This is a genomic window from Geofilum sp. OHC36d9 (assembly GCF_052400685.1).
GTDB lineage: Bacteria > Bacteroidota > Bacteroidia > Bacteroidales > Marinilabiliaceae > CAZHHH01.
This window is the reverse complement of record NZ_JBQTGJ010000013.1, coordinates 97,419-114,382: the sequence shown is the minus strand read 5'-3', so window position 1 is coordinate 114,382 and position 16,964 is coordinate 97,419. Positions and strand designations below refer to the sequence as shown.

The 16,964-nt window shown below is 36.4% G+C and carries 14 protein-coding genes; 3 read left to right on the top strand and 11 right to left on the bottom strand.

Annotation, left to right across the window (positions count from 1 at the left end; translation table 11 throughout):
* Nucleotides 1–164 precede the first annotated feature (164 nt).
* The 11 genes from ACT3CD_RS12780 to ACT3CD_RS12730 all read right to left on the bottom strand — a co-directional run bounded on the left by ACT3CD_RS12780 (nt 165) and on the right by ACT3CD_RS12730 (nt 13,573).
* Nucleotides 165–1,391: a hypothetical protein gene (locus tag ACT3CD_RS12780; protein ID WP_444646026.1), complete on the bottom strand. Its 1,227-nt coding sequence runs from the start codon at nt 1,389–1,391 to the stop codon at nt 165–167.
* Nucleotides 1,392–1,530: 139 nt separating this feature from the next.
* Entirely contained in the window at nt 1,531–2,274 is a 744-nt protein-coding gene (locus ACT3CD_RS12775; RefSeq protein WP_444646025.1) for a YqjF family protein, read from the bottom strand.
* A gap of 124 nt (nt 2,275–2,398) precedes the next feature.
* Nucleotides 2,399–3,562 (bottom strand): hypothetical protein, encoded by a 1,164-nt coding sequence (locus tag ACT3CD_RS12770; protein ID WP_444646024.1) that lies wholly within the window; start codon nt 3,560–3,562, stop codon nt 2,399–2,401.
* 846 nt (nt 3,563–4,408) lie between these two features.
* Entirely contained in the window at nt 4,409–4,921 is a 513-nt protein-coding gene (locus ACT3CD_RS12765; protein ID WP_444646023.1) for a hypothetical protein, read from the bottom strand.
* Between the two features lie 40 nt (nt 4,922–4,961).
* The gene (locus ACT3CD_RS12760) at nt 4,962–5,360 is read right to left on the bottom strand and encodes a hypothetical protein (protein ID WP_444646022.1); all 399 of its coding nucleotides are present in this window, start codon (nt 5,358–5,360) and stop codon (nt 4,962–4,964) included.
* Between the two features lie 149 nt (nt 5,361–5,509).
* Nucleotides 5,510–6,301 (bottom strand): hypothetical protein, encoded by a 792-nt coding sequence (locus ACT3CD_RS12755; protein WP_444646021.1) that lies wholly within the window; start codon nt 6,299–6,301, stop codon nt 5,510–5,512.
* 12 nt (nt 6,302–6,313) lie between these two features.
* Nucleotides 6,314–6,763 (bottom strand): hypothetical protein, encoded by a 450-nt coding sequence (locus ACT3CD_RS12750; RefSeq protein WP_444646020.1) that lies wholly within the window; start codon nt 6,761–6,763, stop codon nt 6,314–6,316.
* Nucleotides 6,764–6,911: 148 nt separating this feature from the next.
* Nucleotides 6,912–7,607: a hypothetical protein gene (locus ACT3CD_RS12745; RefSeq protein ID WP_444646019.1), complete on the bottom strand. Its 696-nt coding sequence runs from the start codon at nt 7,605–7,607 to the stop codon at nt 6,912–6,914.
* Between the two features lie 387 nt (nt 7,608–7,994).
* Entirely contained in the window at nt 7,995–10,082 is a 2,088-nt protein-coding gene (locus ACT3CD_RS12740; protein WP_444646018.1) for a tyrosine-type recombinase/integrase, read from the bottom strand.
* 50 nt (nt 10,083–10,132) lie between these two features.
* Complete coding sequence (locus ACT3CD_RS12735; protein ID WP_444646017.1) at nt 10,133–11,737, bottom strand: fumarate hydratase; 1,605 nt, start codon at nt 11,735–11,737, stop codon at nt 10,133–10,135.
* 720 nt (nt 11,738–12,457) lie between these two features.
* Nucleotides 12,458–13,573 carry a glycoside hydrolase family 26 protein gene (locus ACT3CD_RS12730; RefSeq protein ID WP_444646016.1) on the bottom strand — a complete coding sequence of 372 codons (1,116 nt, stop codon included), beginning with the start codon at nt 13,571–13,573 and terminating at the stop codon, nt 12,458–12,460.
* A 415-nt stretch (nt 13,574–13,988) separates the two neighbouring features.
* Here ACT3CD_RS12730 and ACT3CD_RS12725 point away from each other — a divergent pair, with 415 nt between their 5' ends.
* From ACT3CD_RS12725 to ACT3CD_RS12715, 3 genes are read left to right on the top strand one after another with little or no spacing between them, the layout of a single operon-like run.
* Nucleotides 13,989–14,540 carry a helix-turn-helix domain-containing protein gene (locus ACT3CD_RS12725; RefSeq protein ID WP_444646015.1) on the top strand — a complete coding sequence of 184 codons (552 nt, stop codon included), beginning with the start codon at nt 13,989–13,991 and terminating at the stop codon, nt 14,538–14,540.
* 38 nt (nt 14,541–14,578) lie between these two features.
* Complete coding sequence (locus ACT3CD_RS12720) at nt 14,579–16,504, top strand: DUF4914 family protein (RefSeq protein ID WP_444646014.1); 1,926 nt, start codon at nt 14,579–14,581, stop codon at nt 16,502–16,504.
* Nucleotides 16,497–16,964, top strand: a complete 468-nt coding sequence (locus ACT3CD_RS12715; protein ID WP_444646013.1) for an AIR carboxylase family protein — start codon at nt 16,497–16,499, stop codon at nt 16,962–16,964. The genes ACT3CD_RS12720 and ACT3CD_RS12715 overlap by 8 nt, the downstream gene beginning before the upstream one ends.

The following is a 16,964-nucleotide window of genomic DNA, read 5'->3' as shown; positions in this document are numbered from 1 at the left end:
AGTTTAAAGCAACACAATTAAAGCATGGGCATTCTTCTCAAAAACATAAAAAAACGACAGTAGGTCCATAGTATTTTATTGTAGCTCTACCGGGGTGTAGTTCAACCTGGAGTAATCGCTGGGTCGTGCCGACCGCTCATACTCCTATATATTGCCAACCGTTTTTATTTCATTATTATAATTCTCATTCGTTTCGTTATACGATTTTCTTCTTTATACCAGCTCTCTCCGATTGCGTATAGCTTTCCATTAATTATTTTCATATCGTTTACTTTATCAATACTTCCTTGGTCATATCTATAGTCCCAAAGTAATTTAAAGTCGGAATCATATTTAGCTATATAAATATCATTGTGATTACTCCATATCGTACCGAGTGTTTTGTAATTGCAAACATACCCACCAGCATATAATTCTTTAGATTCAGTTTCATGCAATGCTTTTATTGTATAGATATTATAGTCAGAAATGTATTTTTTGAAGCCAATTAAAGAGTCTTTGGTTATTTGGGAAATAATAATTGTATCTTTTACATTTAATTTGTTGTTAAGATTATTCTCAACCGTATAAAAATCAGATTCCTTTGGGATAATTATTTCAAACAAGCGATTTGAATGATTCAATTCATTTAGGGTTTTTCCTTTATAATTCAGGGTAATCAAGCGAGTTCCTTCCTTTTTCTTTTCCTTTTCTGTTTCTGAGAAATAAAATGAAGCCAATAATTCTGATGAATTAGCAGAAATTGCACATGAAAAGTAATGGTTATAATTTTTCTGTTTGCCAAATTTCTTTTTCCATTTCACTTTGCCATCTGTATCTAATCTTGCTACACCAATTTCATTCTCCATATTATCTTTCTGAAGTGAACGAAATGTGACATGCCTATACATTCCCTTTTTCAACCTAATTTTTACAGGAAACCATGCTTTTTGAATTTCACATAGAACAAATATGTCGCCAGAATCTGAAATTGTCAGGTTTTCTGCTTCATTTTCATATTGAAACCTTAATAGCTTTTCCCAAATAATATTACCATCTGAATCAATTTTGGAAATCCACGCTTTCCTTTTCAAGTATTTATATCCTACCGCATAAATATAACCATTGAAAACATTCATGTCATTGATTCGTTCTGAATCGAATGGCTTTTCCCAAATAACTTTTCCTAATGAATCATGCCTAGCTATTATACCTTTCCCGTGAAATGTTTCAGATAAAGTGACAATTCCATTTTCAAACGATTCAATTCGCAGACCAACTCTATCATTATATTTTGAATCATCAATCGTCGAGAAAGTAATGTTCTTTAAAATTTGATAATTATCTTGACTGTACAAATTATTAGTTGCAAAAATCAAAACAACTAATATTCTATATGCTTTTTTTATCATTCTATTACGTCTCTCTTTTAAATGGTTGGCAACGTTTATGTATATGATTAGTGGCGTGTTTAAGCACCTAATTTAGCAAATAAACACCGAATAGAAAATCCGCGAGGATTTTCGTAAGTAAGCTAAAACTAGCCATTAATTATATACTGTGTTGTAGCCAGTTTTTTCTTTTTTTATTCTTTCCCCAAGCAATAACTTTTACTCCTTTTGAGTATTGAATTTTGTCAGGTTCGTTTTTTATCAGTTTGTCAAATCTCGGATAATTAATTTCTAAATTCTTTAAGTCAATTTTATTAATTGGCCATTCTAAATGGTGAATTTCAAATTCGTTAATAGAGGTTTCTGTGTCTTGAAAAAGAGCGTATCTTTCGGTTAACCACTTTTCCAATTCCGTTTTCTCCTTAATTGCTTTTCCAATCTCAAACTGAATATTTAATTTGTCATTAAATTCCGAGTTATTAGATTCGTATTGGTTTTCAGTCCGTTTGATTTTTGAAAATCTATACGGAAGTTCAGACATTCCTTTCGCAACTTTACAAGACAAACTTTTTCCGCCTTCAATGCTCAAAAAATACACTCCAGTTTTGTTATTCGATTTTATATAAGTTCGGATATTAATTTCATCAAAATCCGAAATCGGTTGGAACGCAGGCAGGTTTTTCGGTCTTATTTTTTCCATAGTAAAAGCAACAACCGAAATCCAAGGTTTTCCGTGAAAAAGGTCAATTTCAAGTTCCTTTGGGACAAACTTTTTCAATTCGGATAATTCCACTTGCCAATGAAGAAATATTGCATTATTCCACTCTTGATAAAATTTCCATTTTTCATTCGGCAATTTCCAAGGTCGGTGTTCAGTTGTGTTTAATATCTCTCGGATTGTCATTTTTCTCAAATTGGCTACAACGGTAACTTGTATGAGTAGTGGCAGATTGCGAGGCACTTCCCTGTCAAACCGCTATGCAGTTTGAGCGGGTTACAAACCTTGATATTTGCTACTTTGCCTGCCATTACTTATACAAAATGTTAGCCCCTGTGGTTTCTAATCGTTTGTCAATCACTATATCGAAATCCAACAATCCTTTTTGAATTGTCAGTTTAATTTGCGTTGCATTTTCAACTATTTCATGGTCCTCACAGCTAAATGTCATTTTTTTTATTTCTCCTTTCCGTTCAAATTTGATATATGGTTTTCTGCAATCCGAATATCGTCCTTTTGCCAAAGTACCATGGTCAATTATTGTATATCTTTCATGTCGATAATTTGAATCTGACGATTGTAGATTTATATAAAGTATAAGGAAACACGAAATAAATCCGTAAGCTAATCCAATCGCCAAAGTTTCGGATTTTTTCACATCTACTTTTCTGGTCAAAATTTGGTGCAGAATCCAGCTTAAAAGTCCAGTTACACAAAAAGTCACTGCTATTGCGGAAAAACCAATAAAAGTCTTGTTGTATAATGCAATTGAAATCGCAGATAGATAAAGTCCACCGACGAAAAAAATAAATGAATAAGCAGAATACAATCTTAATTTCTTTTTGGGTTGAACAGGATTATCCAAATCATTTAGAATTTCCTTTGCTAATTGACTAATCTCAATTGTTTTTGATTGAGTCTGCCTTTCAATTACTTGTCTGCAAGAACCGTACTTAGACTTATCAATCAAGTAAACGTCTGCGAGCAAATCAAGGCTAATTTTAGCAATTTGTTTCGATTCAGATGCAACTCCCTTTTTAATACGAGCAATCAATTTGTCATTATTTGCAAAACCTTGTCGAGCAAAGAAACTAAGAGCAATTAGTGGAGAAGAAACGGAATCCTTTATTTTACTTTTCGCTTGAATAGTGTGTTTTTCAATCCTGTCAAATTCGCTTATTAAAAAATCAATCCATTTATCTGGTTGCGAAGACAAACTTTCATAAATTTCAAAGAGTACCGATTCCTCAGAAGGTTCAATTTTCCTGATAAACACAATAAAATTATCAGGTTGCCTTTCTGAAAACGTAATCAAATCATTTTGCACAGATTTTCTTTCTCTCTGATTTAATTCAGAATAGTTCTCTAATCGTTTTAATATGTTATCTATTGTTTCATTCATTGCTGTGTCACTCTGACCATTGGCGGTAACGCCCCGCGGTATGGAACGTTTGGGAGAGCGGGTTTCGTTCATATCTACCGTTACCAAACTTTGATGCGTGGCAGAATACTCGGATAGCTACTTTCCCCCAAATGTTTTATGACCGCTTGTTACCGCCTGGTGATCATTTGTCCGATAATTCAATCGTTGGATATTGTGCAACTGTTTATCATTTTTCAGAAAGCTTAGATTTTACCTTCGCTTTCAAAGTTTTCGTTTTAAACGTTTCTGCTAATAAAACCCTTTGCTATATCTTGTTTTGAATTGCCGGTCTTTAAATCAATCCTCAATCTAATTGCAGAAAACAAATCCAGCCTCAGTATTTAAAAATGAATCAGACCGTTATCTGCTTAAAGTTTTGTTAATAATCTATTCTTAAACGATCTTTTTAATTCAATCAAATTATTGGTCTCTAAATCAATTCGTAGGATGAAATTATCATCTCCAGTAAATTCAATCCTTAATCCAATTGCAGAAAACAATAAAACCTCAGTATTTGAAAATAAATCAGACCGTTATCTGTTCAAAATCATGTAAATAATCTATTCATAAACGCTTTTATCAATCCAATCAAATCTTTGCTTTCTCATTGCAGAAAAGTTATCCGATTGCAGTGTTTAAATCTTTCGTTATCAATCAAAATGTATCAACGTTTCTTTTCTAAGCCGCACTGCCTTTTGATTAATTCTCATTCTCAATCAAGTAAATAGACGGTTGAATTTTCGGTCTTTCACTTGGCGGTAACGGTTTGTATAAGAATAGTAGCCAACTGCGGAACTTGAATTTTTCAAGCTACAACTAAATATTATGCGGGCTACAATGTTCATATTTACTGCTATTTCGGCTATTATTTTTATACTTTGTTGTACACAGTTATTTTTATTTTTTCAGTTTAACTCCTTCTGAAAATATTTTCATACAAATTGTTGAAATATATAACATAGACATATTCAATTTTCCATTTTCAGGAATCTCCCCGTTTTCATTTTCTTTAAAAATCTCTTCGCTTATATTTAGTTTTTTGAAAGTTTCAGATTGAAAGAAATCTTTATACGGTTCAAACCCTTTTATAAAGTCAGCAAATAGTTTTTCATCATATTTCAACTTATGTGCGATTGAGTTTCTAAGTTTATTTAATAGTTTTAATTCCGAGTACAGTTTTGCGTTATTCTTAAAGAGTCCCAATGTTTTCGCAATCTCAATCTTATTTGAATAAGAAAATTTTACTTTCTCAAAATTTAGTTTCTCTACCGAAGTCATTTCAATGAAAAAATGAAGAGAATGTTCTGTCAAAATATGCCCTTTTAAAATTAAATAGTCAACATCTTTTATGTCAAACATATGAAATAGGAACTTGTCAATTAAAGGATATTCTTTTTCTTCTTTATTCATTTTTAGATTGTTCATTTCTTATACAATGAGAATATTTTAATTATTTGCCCTGAATATTCCATTCTGGATTAAAACGAGCAATTAATTCCAATTCGATGGTTGTCCTGAGATTGTCAGGTTTAATAAGTACCGTTTTAAAAGTTATCTCATTCCCTTTTTCAAGTTCTTTACTGACCATATTCCATTTCGAAACAGTTCCGTTTTGAACATTATTTTCATTCACAGAGTAAGATTTACCAAACAGATGTTGGTCAAGACGAGTTTTTATACCAATAACCTGTCTCTGACCAATATATTTTAAATTTCCATTAGAATACAAAAAATAGATATTTCCAATCGCTGACAATCTATCCTCATTAGTTCTATTCATAAAAGGAACTTTTTCCATTTCAACAATTACCTCCTTTGTTATTACATTAATTTCATTCTGAAAATTCATCTTTCTCTAATTGTGTACAACGTTTAGTATAAGAATATGTAGCCGATTGCGTGGCACTTTCCTGTCAAGTTACAAGAAAGCTGAAGCGGGCTACAACCCTTGAATTTACTGCTATTTCGGCTATTATTTTTATACATTGTTGGCACCAGTTATCTGTTCCTTTTCTTCATCAATTTATTGAAATCAAAGTATGATTTTAGTTCTTGTGTCAAAAGTTTGCTAATATTTATTATCTCAAAAATACTTGATTCGTTCTCTTTCAAATATTCCAAGTCTTTCAGAATCATTTCCTGATTCTTTAGGACGCTTTTATCAACTATTAATCCAACCCATTTAGAGCTTTTAATATCTCTTTTAATTGTTTTTAAAGAATCAAACTTATCATGAAAACTTGTAATGGAAAAATAGTGCTCAATCAACATAAAAATAGCATTCAGCTTATGATGTTCCTTTTTGGAAAGTTTGTCTCCAAATGCAAGTGTTTTTTCATCCAAATCATTTAAATCTATTTCATTCAAAGCGTATTGAACCCTTTTTACTGTGAATAATAAATTTTGCAAATTGAAAAGAAGTCCGAATGCAAAAAGTGGGTGAATAGTATTTTTGTTTTTATTGTAATCCTTCTCCAATTGTCTTATTAAATTATAGAACGTTAAATGCAAATCATTCATCGATTCTGCACTAGTCGGCTGTTTGTAGTCAAATTTGTCGTAAGTCAAAAGATTCCATACAATTCCCAGTTTCTTTTTAATGTAAAGGTGAAAGCCATATTTCGATTTGCTTTCTTCATATTTCTTTTGAGCAAATGGTATTAATACAGCAGCTATGAGTGATATTACTGCAATTGATAAGAACCAAATATTCCAATCAACTTTATCAGTATTTTCAATTATTTGAACTTTTATTGGTTCTGTAACTTGGCTTGCTATTGTATCATTCATTAGATTTATAATCTACTTAATTTTCAATATCTTTTTAATTGAAGGTTCATCAACTCTCAATATTCTTAATATTTGAGCCGCTCTGGTTTTGTTTTTACGCTTTGTTTTATCAAATTCATCCATTAATCCAGTAACGTACAATCTTTCATTAACTGTCATACCACCTAATCCGACAACTTTCTGCACTTTCTCAATGGTAAGTTCTTCCTGTATTTTATATAAAAAGTATTCACAAGCCTCAGACTCATCCGTAAAAACATTTACAGAGTGTTTCTCTCCACGCTCACGATAATAAATTTCATACTCGATTGTATACTTCCCTTTATTAATAGTCATCGAAAGTTTATTGTCATCAGAAGTTGAACCATACAAACCATGAAGATAAAATCTTTCAGAATCAACCTCTAAATCAATAAGCTTTTTATGTAATTCTACAATTGTCATTTGTGCAGTATCTCTCATTTAATTGGTGCCAACGGTGGCGGTATGAAATCGTTGCGCATTTTGAAACACAAACCTATCAGCCCGCTAAGCCGTTGATTAAATGCCATTTCGTTCAAATATAGCACTATCCGCGCAATGTTTTATGACCGCGTGTTGTGCGTTGTTATTATGGTTCAATTACTTTCCAATCAATTTTCAATAATAGTTCTATAAGTCTATTCTTATTGTTTTTATCACAAACAAATATTGTATAATAGCCTTTTTCCACTAAGGCCACCTTGTTATAACTAGTAAAAATATTTGAATTAATATCTTTTATGTAATTATATGTGCCTCCATTAAAATCCGCACCATCAATTTTAATATCCCTTGTCTGCAAAATTTGATAAAATGCAGCCTGTACCCCATCGCTATTATCACCATAACTTATCACATGAAAGTTTGTTAAAATAAAGTCTATGACGAATCTAGCATATTGTTTCTCTGAATCAGCAACACTCCACTCTGCCAAAAAGGGTTTTGGTTCCTTTACAATAGTTCCATCTTTCTTTTGTGAACATCCACTTCCAAGTGTGCTACGAGAAAAATCCATGTATAAAGAATCAAAGTCAACTGGATTTTTTATAGCATTCCAAATCAAATTTTGAATAGAATCTATTTCGTTATCTGTACGTTCTTTATTTGTCGTAATCTCAATAATTTCTCTAATATCAGATTTTGCAATTTGCTTTGTTACTTGGTCAGGATTTTCATTTTTATAAATTATCCTTGTTTCGTAAACGGTATCTCGTTTAATCTCATTCTGTCCAAAAACAACTGTTAAATTTATGAGTAAAAAACCTGATATTATTATTGTTCTCATTTTCATTTTATCAAATTAAGTTATCGGAATTGCATTTATTGCACTCTCAGTTTGCACTAATAACGCACAACGCCCCCATATATGCATTGCGTTTATGATTATTATATGCAAATCTGAATGGAGGTGTAAGTGTTTGATTTAATGATGTTATATCTGTTTTTTATACAGATGAATATGCTTGTATTTTGTGAAAGCATTAGTTTAAATATCGTTTGTTAGTGATATCTGCATAGTCAAAAATAGAATTTGTTTTTATTTTTTTTTGTTTTGCAGATCGTTTTTTTCGGTAATGGCAAAACTTCGTTAACCCTAAGTCACATGGATGAGGTTTTTAATGTTTTGTTTTATAGTTTGTTATGTCTTGTTTTATGTTCTAAGATTCCAGCTTTAAGGGGGTGCATGTTTTTTTAAATTAAGGGATGTTTCATTTATCATTCTGTCGAATGGACTCACGACTGTTTCAAGCGCATCGTTTATTATGTGCGTATATCTTTCGGTTGTTTTAATGCTTCGGTGACCCAATAGTTCCTGCACGTATCTAATATCTTTGCCGTCTTCGAGAAGGTGGGTAGCAAATGAGTGCCTTAACATATGCAAGTGAACGTTTCGTTGAATGCCGGCTGCTTTGGCCATCTTTTTCAGGACCTGTGCCATGCTGGTTGTGCTATATTTATTGCCGGGCGACCAGCTCTCAAAGACGTAAAAACGCGGTTTTTCTTTTTCCAGATATTCTTTATATAATTCGTGTAGGTGTTTGGAGAATAGAGTGTACCGGTCTCTGTTTCCTTTAGAATCTTTTACAAAAATTCGATTGTGCTTTAAATCAATATCAACAAGTCGAAGATTCTGAATTTCGGCCCGACGTAGTCCTGCTGAATAGGCCAAGCCAATAATTAGTTTATGCTTGATGTTGTCTGTGGTGTTGAGCATGGCTGCTATTTCTTCCTGATTGAAATAATCGGGCAGATGAAAACCCCGTCGGGGGCGCATGACGTATTTGTCTGATAAGGTATGGTTATGAATTTTTTCAAAGAAAAATTTAAAACTGCTAACCAAACAATCCTGATGAGAAGCTGATTTTTCGCGATGCAGAACCAAATAGTCGCGTATGTCTTCATTGGCTATAAATGCAGGATGCTTATAATTGAAATAGGCCAGAAATTTCATGAATGCACCAAGGTACATCTTTTGTGTTATGAGGCTAAACTGAGTTTGTCGTAGAATCTGTTCGTACTGTTTTTTATAAATTACCTGAAGCCGGTAATAGGATAATATTTTGTACAACTTTCCTTTTAGTGTTGCTATTGTATGTTGTTTACCGTGGTTTTCAACCAGATATTTATTTAGATTGTAACGTAGTTTGCATTCCGTAACTAGATCTTTAAAATAGTTTATAGCAGCCTGGTTATTACCCGGTATTTTCAGTGTTTCAGAAAAAAGTGTTTCAGCATCCTTCGGTAACGTGCAAATCTCCCTTAATGTAACATTTGCATGGTACACCAAAAATAGAAGGAGCCGGTCTCCCGGTGAGTCGATGCCTTTTTCTATCTCAATAATTTCGCCGAACGGGAGATACAGGGTGCTTTTGTTAATTTTATATTTATCTGAAAGCTTGAAAAACATTTTTTCTCGTCCAAGCGTTCGTTCGTAATAAAATTTTATCGCTGCAATTATTTGACGTAAAGAAGTTTCGTTGAGTTCGGTCGATTTTTGTTTGATGTAACTAAAGAGCTGATAATAGTTCAAATTATTAATATCAACCTTGTCGTGGTCGCATAAAAAGATTTTGAACCAATGGGTATAAATTGATTGTGTGTTGGGACTTAATCGCTTTATTCGTAACGTAATGGTGTACGTATTTAAAATGGCAATCAATTTGCCAGGCAAGGTTGGCGCAGCCGGCAAATTTGGTGGAGGCCCACTCTTCTGTTGTGAGTTGACAGATAGGGTTGTCCATTTAAACCCCTTTTGGTTGAGGAGGTCGGTTATTTTTTTAAAGAGCTCATTGGTTCCCCGAAAAACCCAATTTTGTTGTTTTTTTAACCAAATACCCTTTTTTAGTGTGGCAAGTGCTTTAAATAATTCAGGAGAATAGCCATGTTCAACATAAAAACGTCGGTTGGTTTTGTCTATTTTAATTTTTACAATTTTCTCCTTTTCCGGTAATGAGAAATCCGGTGATTTTGAAATTATAGCTTTTTCAGGAAAAATGATTGCTACATCTGTAATGTTGCCAAATTGAGATGTAGCCCATGTTTTGTAGTCTTTACGATAGGGTATATGCCACAGTTTTTTAGTCACGCTATACTGTCTGTTGGGCAGTAAACGGGTTACTTTATCCACTTTGCTACCCTTCAATTGAAAGGGATACTTAATGGCAATGCGTTGCACATTTTTGTGGATAATTGGGTATATCTGGACTTCGGGCATAAAAATGGGTTGCAGATTATCCTGTTTTTGTTCGGAATTCTGCAACCCAATTTATCCTAAAAAAATGAAATTATCAAATTTTTGAATTATCAAATTTATAGTTTTGCGAAAAAGTCGTTTCCTTTATCGTCAACAATAATAAAAGCAGGGAAATTTTCAACCCTTATTTTTCGCACGGCTTCCATGCCTAATTCTTCAAAATCGATCACTTCAACGGATTTGATGCTGTCTTTAGCTAATATGGCTGCCGGTCCGCCAATTGAGCCGAGGTAAAAGCCACCATTTTTCTTGCAGGCATCGGTCACAGCTTGCGAACGGTTGCCTTTTGCCAGCATAATCATTGAGCCACCTTTACTTTGAAACAGCTCGACGTATGGATCCATACGCCCGGCAGTTGTGGGTCCAAAGCTCCCTGAAGCCATGCCTTTGGGTGTTTTGGCCGGTCCGGCATAATATACCGGATGTTGTTTCATATATTCGGGCATTGGTTTGCCATCATCAATCATTTTTTTGATTCGGGCATGAGCGATGTCACGTGCTACAATCAAAGTCCCACTTAAATTTAATCGGGTTTTAATTGGATGTTTGGAGAGTTCTTTTAAAACTTCCTCCATCGGTCGGTCGAGGTCGATATTAACCGGGGCTGCAAGTTCAGGCGCTCTTTCTGGTGCAAAGCGAGCCGGGTTCTTTTCCAACTCTTCCACAAAAATGCCTTCTTCGGTGATTTTAGCCTTAATATTGCGGTCGGCACTGCAGCTAACACCCAAACCAACCGGACATGAAGCTGCATGACGCGGCAGACGGATTACCCGTACATCATGAACAAAGTATTTGCCGCCAAATTGTGCCCCGATGGTGCTTTCCTGACAAATTTTTTGAACTTTTGCTTCCCATTCCAAATCACGGAAGGCCTGACCGCCTTCATTTCCCTGAGTTGGCAAATGATCAAGATACCCGGCTGAGGCTTTTTTTACCGTGGCCAATGTGGCCTCGGCTGAGGTGCCGCCAATTACCAGTGCCAAATGATAGGGTGGGCAGGCCGAAGTCCCTAAATCTTTAATTTTTTCCTTCACAAAGCTGGTTAAAGCCTCTTCGGTTAATAATGCTTTGGTTTGTTGATATAAAAAGGTTTTGTTGCCGGAACCGCCGCCTTTGGTGATAAATAAGAATTCGTATTTATTGCCCTCTTCTGCATAAATGTCGATTTGAGCCGGCAGGTTTGTGCCGGTATTTTTTTCTTCAAACATGCTGAAAGGTACCACTTGTGAGTAACGCAGGTTCTTGTCGCGGTAGGTTTCATAGATGCCTTTCGATAATGCTTCTGCATCATTGCTGCCTGTCCATACGTTTTCGCCCTTTTTGCCAATTACAATGGCTGTTCCGGTATCCTGACAAGTGGGTAGTTCGCCTTCGGCTGATACAATTTGATTCATGAGCATGGTATGTGCCACAAAACGGTCGTTATCTGAGGCCTCCGGATCTTTCAGTATGGTGGACAGTTTTTCGAGATGGGCGGGACGCAGAAAAAATGAGACGTCGCTGACAGCTTCTTTTGCCAGTAATTGAAGACCTTTGGGGTCTACTTTTAAAATTTTTCGGTCCTCAACGTTGAGCGTCGTAACAAAATCCTTGGTCAGTAACCGATACTTGGTCGTGTCCTTTGTCAAAGGAAACGGCTTTTGATACTTAAAATCAGCCATAGTTATGATATTATGAGTTTATTTAGTGCTTGCTTTTTTGAGACGTACAAAATTAAAGAATTTTTTCGCCATTGAGAAGGGTCTCTTATTTCTTTTCAATCGAAAGGTTTAATAATTGTTGTTAAGCACTTAATTTGGATTATGGAAGAATTAAATATCGGGTGCCCGGAATTAATGCCAAAACGAATGAATAATGAGATGCCCACTTTGTTTGGGGAGATCCGGCTGAGATGAATAATAGTTGTTTTTGTATGCTTTATTCGACGGACAATCAGTTATTTTTAATGGTGTAGGGCGGAGTGTTGTAACACAACGTCAAAATTTATTGTTAGCGATTTTTTATTTGTGTGCGAAGCAAAATAGATCGTTGCAGATTAAGATTCGATTTTGTGTAAGTGCCCCAGAAGAATTATATATGTCTTATTCTTATTGGTCAAACTGAAAACCAACGGGTCGTTTAACTCTCTAAAAAGATCTTGAAAAGGCCGGTTTGGATAGGAAGCTGAATTTTGGTTGAGAATTCAATGTGATCGTTAATAGCGTTGATAAGAAAAGTCCAGATTCAAGGCTGGCAAAATCCAAAAAATGCGAGTTTACCACCGTAAATAACCATTTTGAGGATAAGCATAACGCTGAAGTTGGACTTTCCTTGCAAGCATTAAAAAGTATGTTTTAGTAACTTTTTACTATCATTTTTGTCCTGGGAAGTGAAAAATACCACTATTCAGGCTGCACATCTTTCATAAAAAGAGTCCTTTTTTCATTTTTAAATGTGACAAAATCCGAAGCACTGCCCTGTCCCGGGAATGGCGCATAAAAATGGGTGCCCCGATCGTGGGCATTGCGCCAGGTTAACACGTATGAAATTTGGTAATCTTTTATGGCGGGCCACAATGTTGCTGTCCACCACGATGAATCGGGGATTGATTCAAAGCCCGTTTCTGCCAGTATGGGGATTTTGTTGTTTTGTTTGGCGAGGGTGGTCACAATGTCAAGGCCGGTAGATATTGATTGCATGTAGTTTTCTTTGTCGTCGACGTTGCCCTGATATTCATCAAAACCAATAATATCAATTATATCGTCGCCAGGATATCGTTCGAGATATTCATCGGACGTTGTAAATCCGCTGGCTGATGAATAGGCGTATAGTATGTTATTCACACCTTTTTGATTGAAAAAGTTTACAGTGAAATGCCACAAGGCAATGTAATCATCGGCCGTGCAGAGATCTTTTCCCCACCAGAACCAGCTTCCTGTATTTTCATGAAATGGTCGAAAGATAATCGGTATTAACGCGCCGTTTTTATCTTTTAGCGATAGTAAAAAGTCGGCTGTTTGTTCAAGCATCTTAATGTATGCTTCATGTTTGTTACCATTCGGTAAAATGCTTTTTACCACCTGATTGGATGAAACATCCCATGCGTTGCCTCCAGTTAAGGGATTGTTGCAATGCCAGCTGATGGTGTTGAATCCGCCAGATGCAGCTACCCATTCAATTCCTTTTCTAATTTCATCGAAGCTTACAGAGTCGAGACTGTAGCTATTCCCGAGTTCCAAATCTCCTATTTCCCATCCGAAAACGGCTGGAAAATCGCCAGTTACTTGTTTTACATCCGATACACCTTCAGTTTTCCAGGTGTGTCCATAAACCAAGTCATCCTGATGTCCATACATGATTCCACGTTTCATTAACTGAACCATTCGTTCATGTAAATTCTTCGTTTCGGTCGTAGCATTGGGGTTAGCAATGGTTGGTTGATAGCTGCTGCTTTGTTTTGAACAACCTAAATATCCGAAAATCATGATGATGACGAATGTGTAAGAAATTTTATTCATAATGCCATTTTTTAATTTGAGAAAATTTGGTCTGTGCTTAAAAGTAGGATATTTTTAACTTAAAAACTTTGCATATTTTGTCATTCTCTTCTGATATTTAATTCTCGTTTTGAATATTTGTTTGTGTGCAATTTTTAATATGGGTTACTTGTCCGAAAACTCTGGTGAAAGAAAGGAAAACGTCATTTTTGTGGCTTTCGACACTTTAAAAATGTGAGTTCACATGTGTAATTGACCCTTTAGAGAACCAGCATAACGCAGAAGCCTGATTTTCTGCAAGTACGTGATGACTGTTTCTTTAATTAATAAATTAAGAATAATTAAGTGTTGATTAATTTATTAAGCCATAATTAATTTTTATGTTTGTAATGTGTGTTGAAATCCATTGGTTATTATTTTGTTAAGTTTATTTTGCATGGATAGGTTAGGAGGAAGGATCAGGACGCGTCGCGATGTGTTGGGGCTTTCGTTAAGTAAAGCGGCCCGTTTGTCGGGAATCAGTCCAAGTGCACTGTCGCAAATTGAAAATGGCAAAGCGTTTCCGTCAATTGTTACCCTAAAATCAATAGCTGATACATTAAATACGACGGTGGGTGATATGATCGGCGAAAATGAGATTATAAAGTTTACCCCGCTAATGTGTAAAGCAGATCAAATATTGATAGATCAGGATAAAAAAGGGGGCGAACTGTATCAGTTGTCGCACCATGAAGCCGGAAAGCTGATGGGTACTTTTTTAATAAAGTTAAAAAAGGGGGCAGTGGCCGATAAATGGTTCAGGGAACATTCGGGCCAGAGTTTTTGTTATCTTTTAACGGGTGAACTGCAATTTGAAATAGATGACACTGTTTATCCGATGAAAAATGGAGATAGCCTGTATTTTAATGCCATGCGACGGCATAAGGCTGTTAATGACCAACAAGAAGTGGCTGAATTAGTCTACGTCGTAACGCCGCCAGAAGTGTAATTTGTAGCTTGAATAATAACCCTAAAATTAATATTATTATGGATTTTCTGAAAGAACTTGAAATGAAGGGGGTGAAAGTCCCTCAACAAGTGAGCGCACTTTTAAAAGAGGCTCCTAAAGTTACCTGGTTTAACACGACTGATGAACTGATTGATGCTTCAACCAATGGCGCCCGGAATGATTCCTTTGAAGTGAAGTACAAACTGCCAGGTAAAGGTGAGTATGTTGAAGCTATTGTTCATAAAGTAAGTAATGGCATTTCGGCTAACTATACCGAACCCTACATGCGGCGTCGCGATCCTGATACCATGGCCATTGCCGATGATAAACCAACCGACAAACCGCGTTTTAAAGATGTTTATGGATATGACTTCTCAAAATTACGTCAGGAGACTTTTGATTGGTTGAAATCCCAAAATCTGGGCGTATTTCTTTACTATGCGGGTAATTACCCAGTGGGAGTGGGGGGCATTGCCATTGTTCCCGACAATGCCGGTTTCTTTGCTTTGGGGCTCGCTTTTCTTCAGAAAATTTTGGATATTAATGATTTGCCCGACGACTTTACCCTTGATTCGGCAATTTATGTGGCACCGCCATTTCGACATACGCATTTTAACGGTAAGCAAAAGGTTATTCATAATCGTTTGGATGGATTTCATGAAGTTTATTCTTACAATTTATACCCCGGCCCCAGTGCTAAAAAGGGCCTTTATGCCGTGTTGCTTGATAAAGGGGAACATGAAGGTTGGGTAACCACTCATTGTTCTACGGTTCAGGCTGTAAATCCTTATGATAACAGCACCAATTTTATGCACGAAGGGGCCAGTGGCGGTGGCAAAAGTGAGATGCTTCAAATGATACCCCGTGAGGCCAACGGACAAGTGCTTATTGGTGAAAATATACATACAGGCGAACGTCGTCTTATAAATATACCGTTGTTTTGTACTTACAAGCCGGTGACCGACGATATGGCGCTGTGTCATCCTTCTTATCAGAAAGGAAATGGTAAATTGACCGTTGCCGATGCCGAAAATGCCTGGTTTATCAGGGTCGACGGCGTGCATGCCTATGGTGATGATCCTTTTTTGGAGAAAATAACCATGAATCCTCCGGTGCCTGTTTTATTTCTGAATATCGACACGCGCCCCAACGGTACGGCTATGATTTGGAACCATATTGAAGATGCGCCGGGTAAAAAGTGTCCCAATCCCAGAGTTATTTTGCCGCGTAACATTATTCCGGAAGTGATGGCGAGACCTGTAACCATTGATGTGCGTAGTTTTGGTGTACGTACGCCTCCCAGTTCACTGCAAGAACCTTCGTACGGTATTTTAGGCATGTTTCATATTTTACCTCCGGCATTGGCCTGGTTGTGGCGATTGGTGAGTCCCCGAGGCTATGCTAACCCCAGCATATCAGGTGGCGGTAACATGGAGAGTGAAGGGGTCGGTTCATATTGGCCTTTTGCTACGGGTAAAAAGGTGACGCATGCTAACTTATTACTCGAGCAGATTATTAATAGTCCCAGGGTTCGTTATACCCTGACGCCCAACCAGCATATAGGCGTGTGGAAAGTCGGTTTTAAGCCGCAGCTTATTATGCGTGAGTATCTTACTCGTCGTGGAAATTCAAAATTGCGGCCCGATCAGTATCAGCCGGCACGTTGCCCATTGTTGGGGTATGAATTGAATTTTTTAACCCTCGAAGGGAATAAAATTCCGTCCCGTTTTCTTAAGGTTTACAAGCAATCTGAAGTGGGCGAGGAAGGCTATGACAAGGGTGGCGAATTACTGTACCAATTTTTTAAAAAAGAATTACAGCAGTATCTTCAGCCTGAATTATTACCTTTGGGCCGCCAAATAATCGAAGCCTGCCTAAATGGTGCATCGGTTGACGAATACAACAATTTGTTGCCGATGGAATACAAATATGCATTTTTTAAAAAGGAGAAGAAAGATGAGTAAAGTTGTAATCATAATGGGGTCGAAAGCCGACCTCGAATGGTCGCAGAAAATTGCTAAAGCATCCAAAAATTTAGGGCTTGAAGTCGTGATGCGTATTGCGTCAGCACATAAGGTCCCATTAAAATGTCTGGATATTATTCGCGAATTTGAGGCAGAACAAGTGGTATTTGTAACCGTGGCAGGCCGTAGTAACGCTTTGAGTGGTTTTAGTGATGCCCAGACGTATTGTCCGGTCATTGCCTGTCCGCCATACGGCGATAAGTTTGCCGGAAACGATATTTATTCCAGTTTGCGGATGCCTTCGGGAGTAGCCCCAATGGTGGTGCTTGAACCGGATAATGCCGCTTTGGCTGCTGCTAAAATTTTTGGTCTGACCAATGAAGTGGTGCGGGCTAAGGTGTCTGAATTTCAGGCAGCACAGCGTAAAAGATTAGATGACGATAACCAATCTTTGTTGTAA

Coding starts and splice junctions, on each gene's coding strand:
- ACT3CD_RS12780 (WP_444646026.1), bottom strand. CDS start 1,391: ATGATAAAAAAAGCATATAGAATATTAGTTGTTTTGATTTTTGCAACT.
- ACT3CD_RS12775 (WP_444646025.1), bottom strand. CDS start 2,274: ATGACAATCCGAGAGATATTAAACACAACTGAACACCGACCTTGGAAA.
- ACT3CD_RS12770 (WP_444646024.1), bottom strand. CDS start 3,562: ATGAACGAAACCCGCTCTCCCAAACGTTCCATACCGCGGGGCGTTACC.
- ACT3CD_RS12765 (WP_444646023.1), bottom strand. CDS start 4,921: ATGAATAAAGAAGAAAAAGAATATCCTTTAATTGACAAGTTCCTATTT.
- ACT3CD_RS12760 (WP_444646022.1), bottom strand. CDS start 5,360: ATGAATTTTCAGAATGAAATTAATGTAATAACAAAGGAGGTAATTGTT.
- ACT3CD_RS12755 (WP_444646021.1), bottom strand. CDS start 6,301: ATGAATGATACAATAGCAAGCCAAGTTACAGAACCAATAAAAGTTCAA.
- ACT3CD_RS12750 (WP_444646020.1), bottom strand. CDS start 6,763: ATGAGAGATACTGCACAAATGACAATTGTAGAATTACATAAAAAGCTT.
- ACT3CD_RS12745 (WP_444646019.1), bottom strand. CDS start 7,607: ATGAGAACAATAATAATATCAGGTTTTTTACTCATAAATTTAACAGTT.
- ACT3CD_RS12735 (WP_444646017.1), bottom strand. CDS start 11,737: ATGGCTGATTTTAAGTATCAAAAGCCGTTTCCTTTGACAAAGGACACG.
- ACT3CD_RS12730 (WP_444646016.1), bottom strand. CDS start 13,573: ATGAATAAAATTTCTTACACATTCGTCATCATCATGATTTTCGGATAT.
- ACT3CD_RS12725 (WP_444646015.1), top strand. CDS start 13,989: ATGGATAGGTTAGGAGGAAGGATCAGGACGCGTCGCGATGTGTTGGGG.
- ACT3CD_RS12720 (WP_444646014.1), top strand. CDS start 14,579: ATGGATTTTCTGAAAGAACTTGAAATGAAGGGGGTGAAAGTCCCTCAA.
- ACT3CD_RS12715 (WP_444646013.1), top strand. CDS start 16,497: ATGAGTAAAGTTGTAATCATAATGGGGTCGAAAGCCGACCTCGAATGG.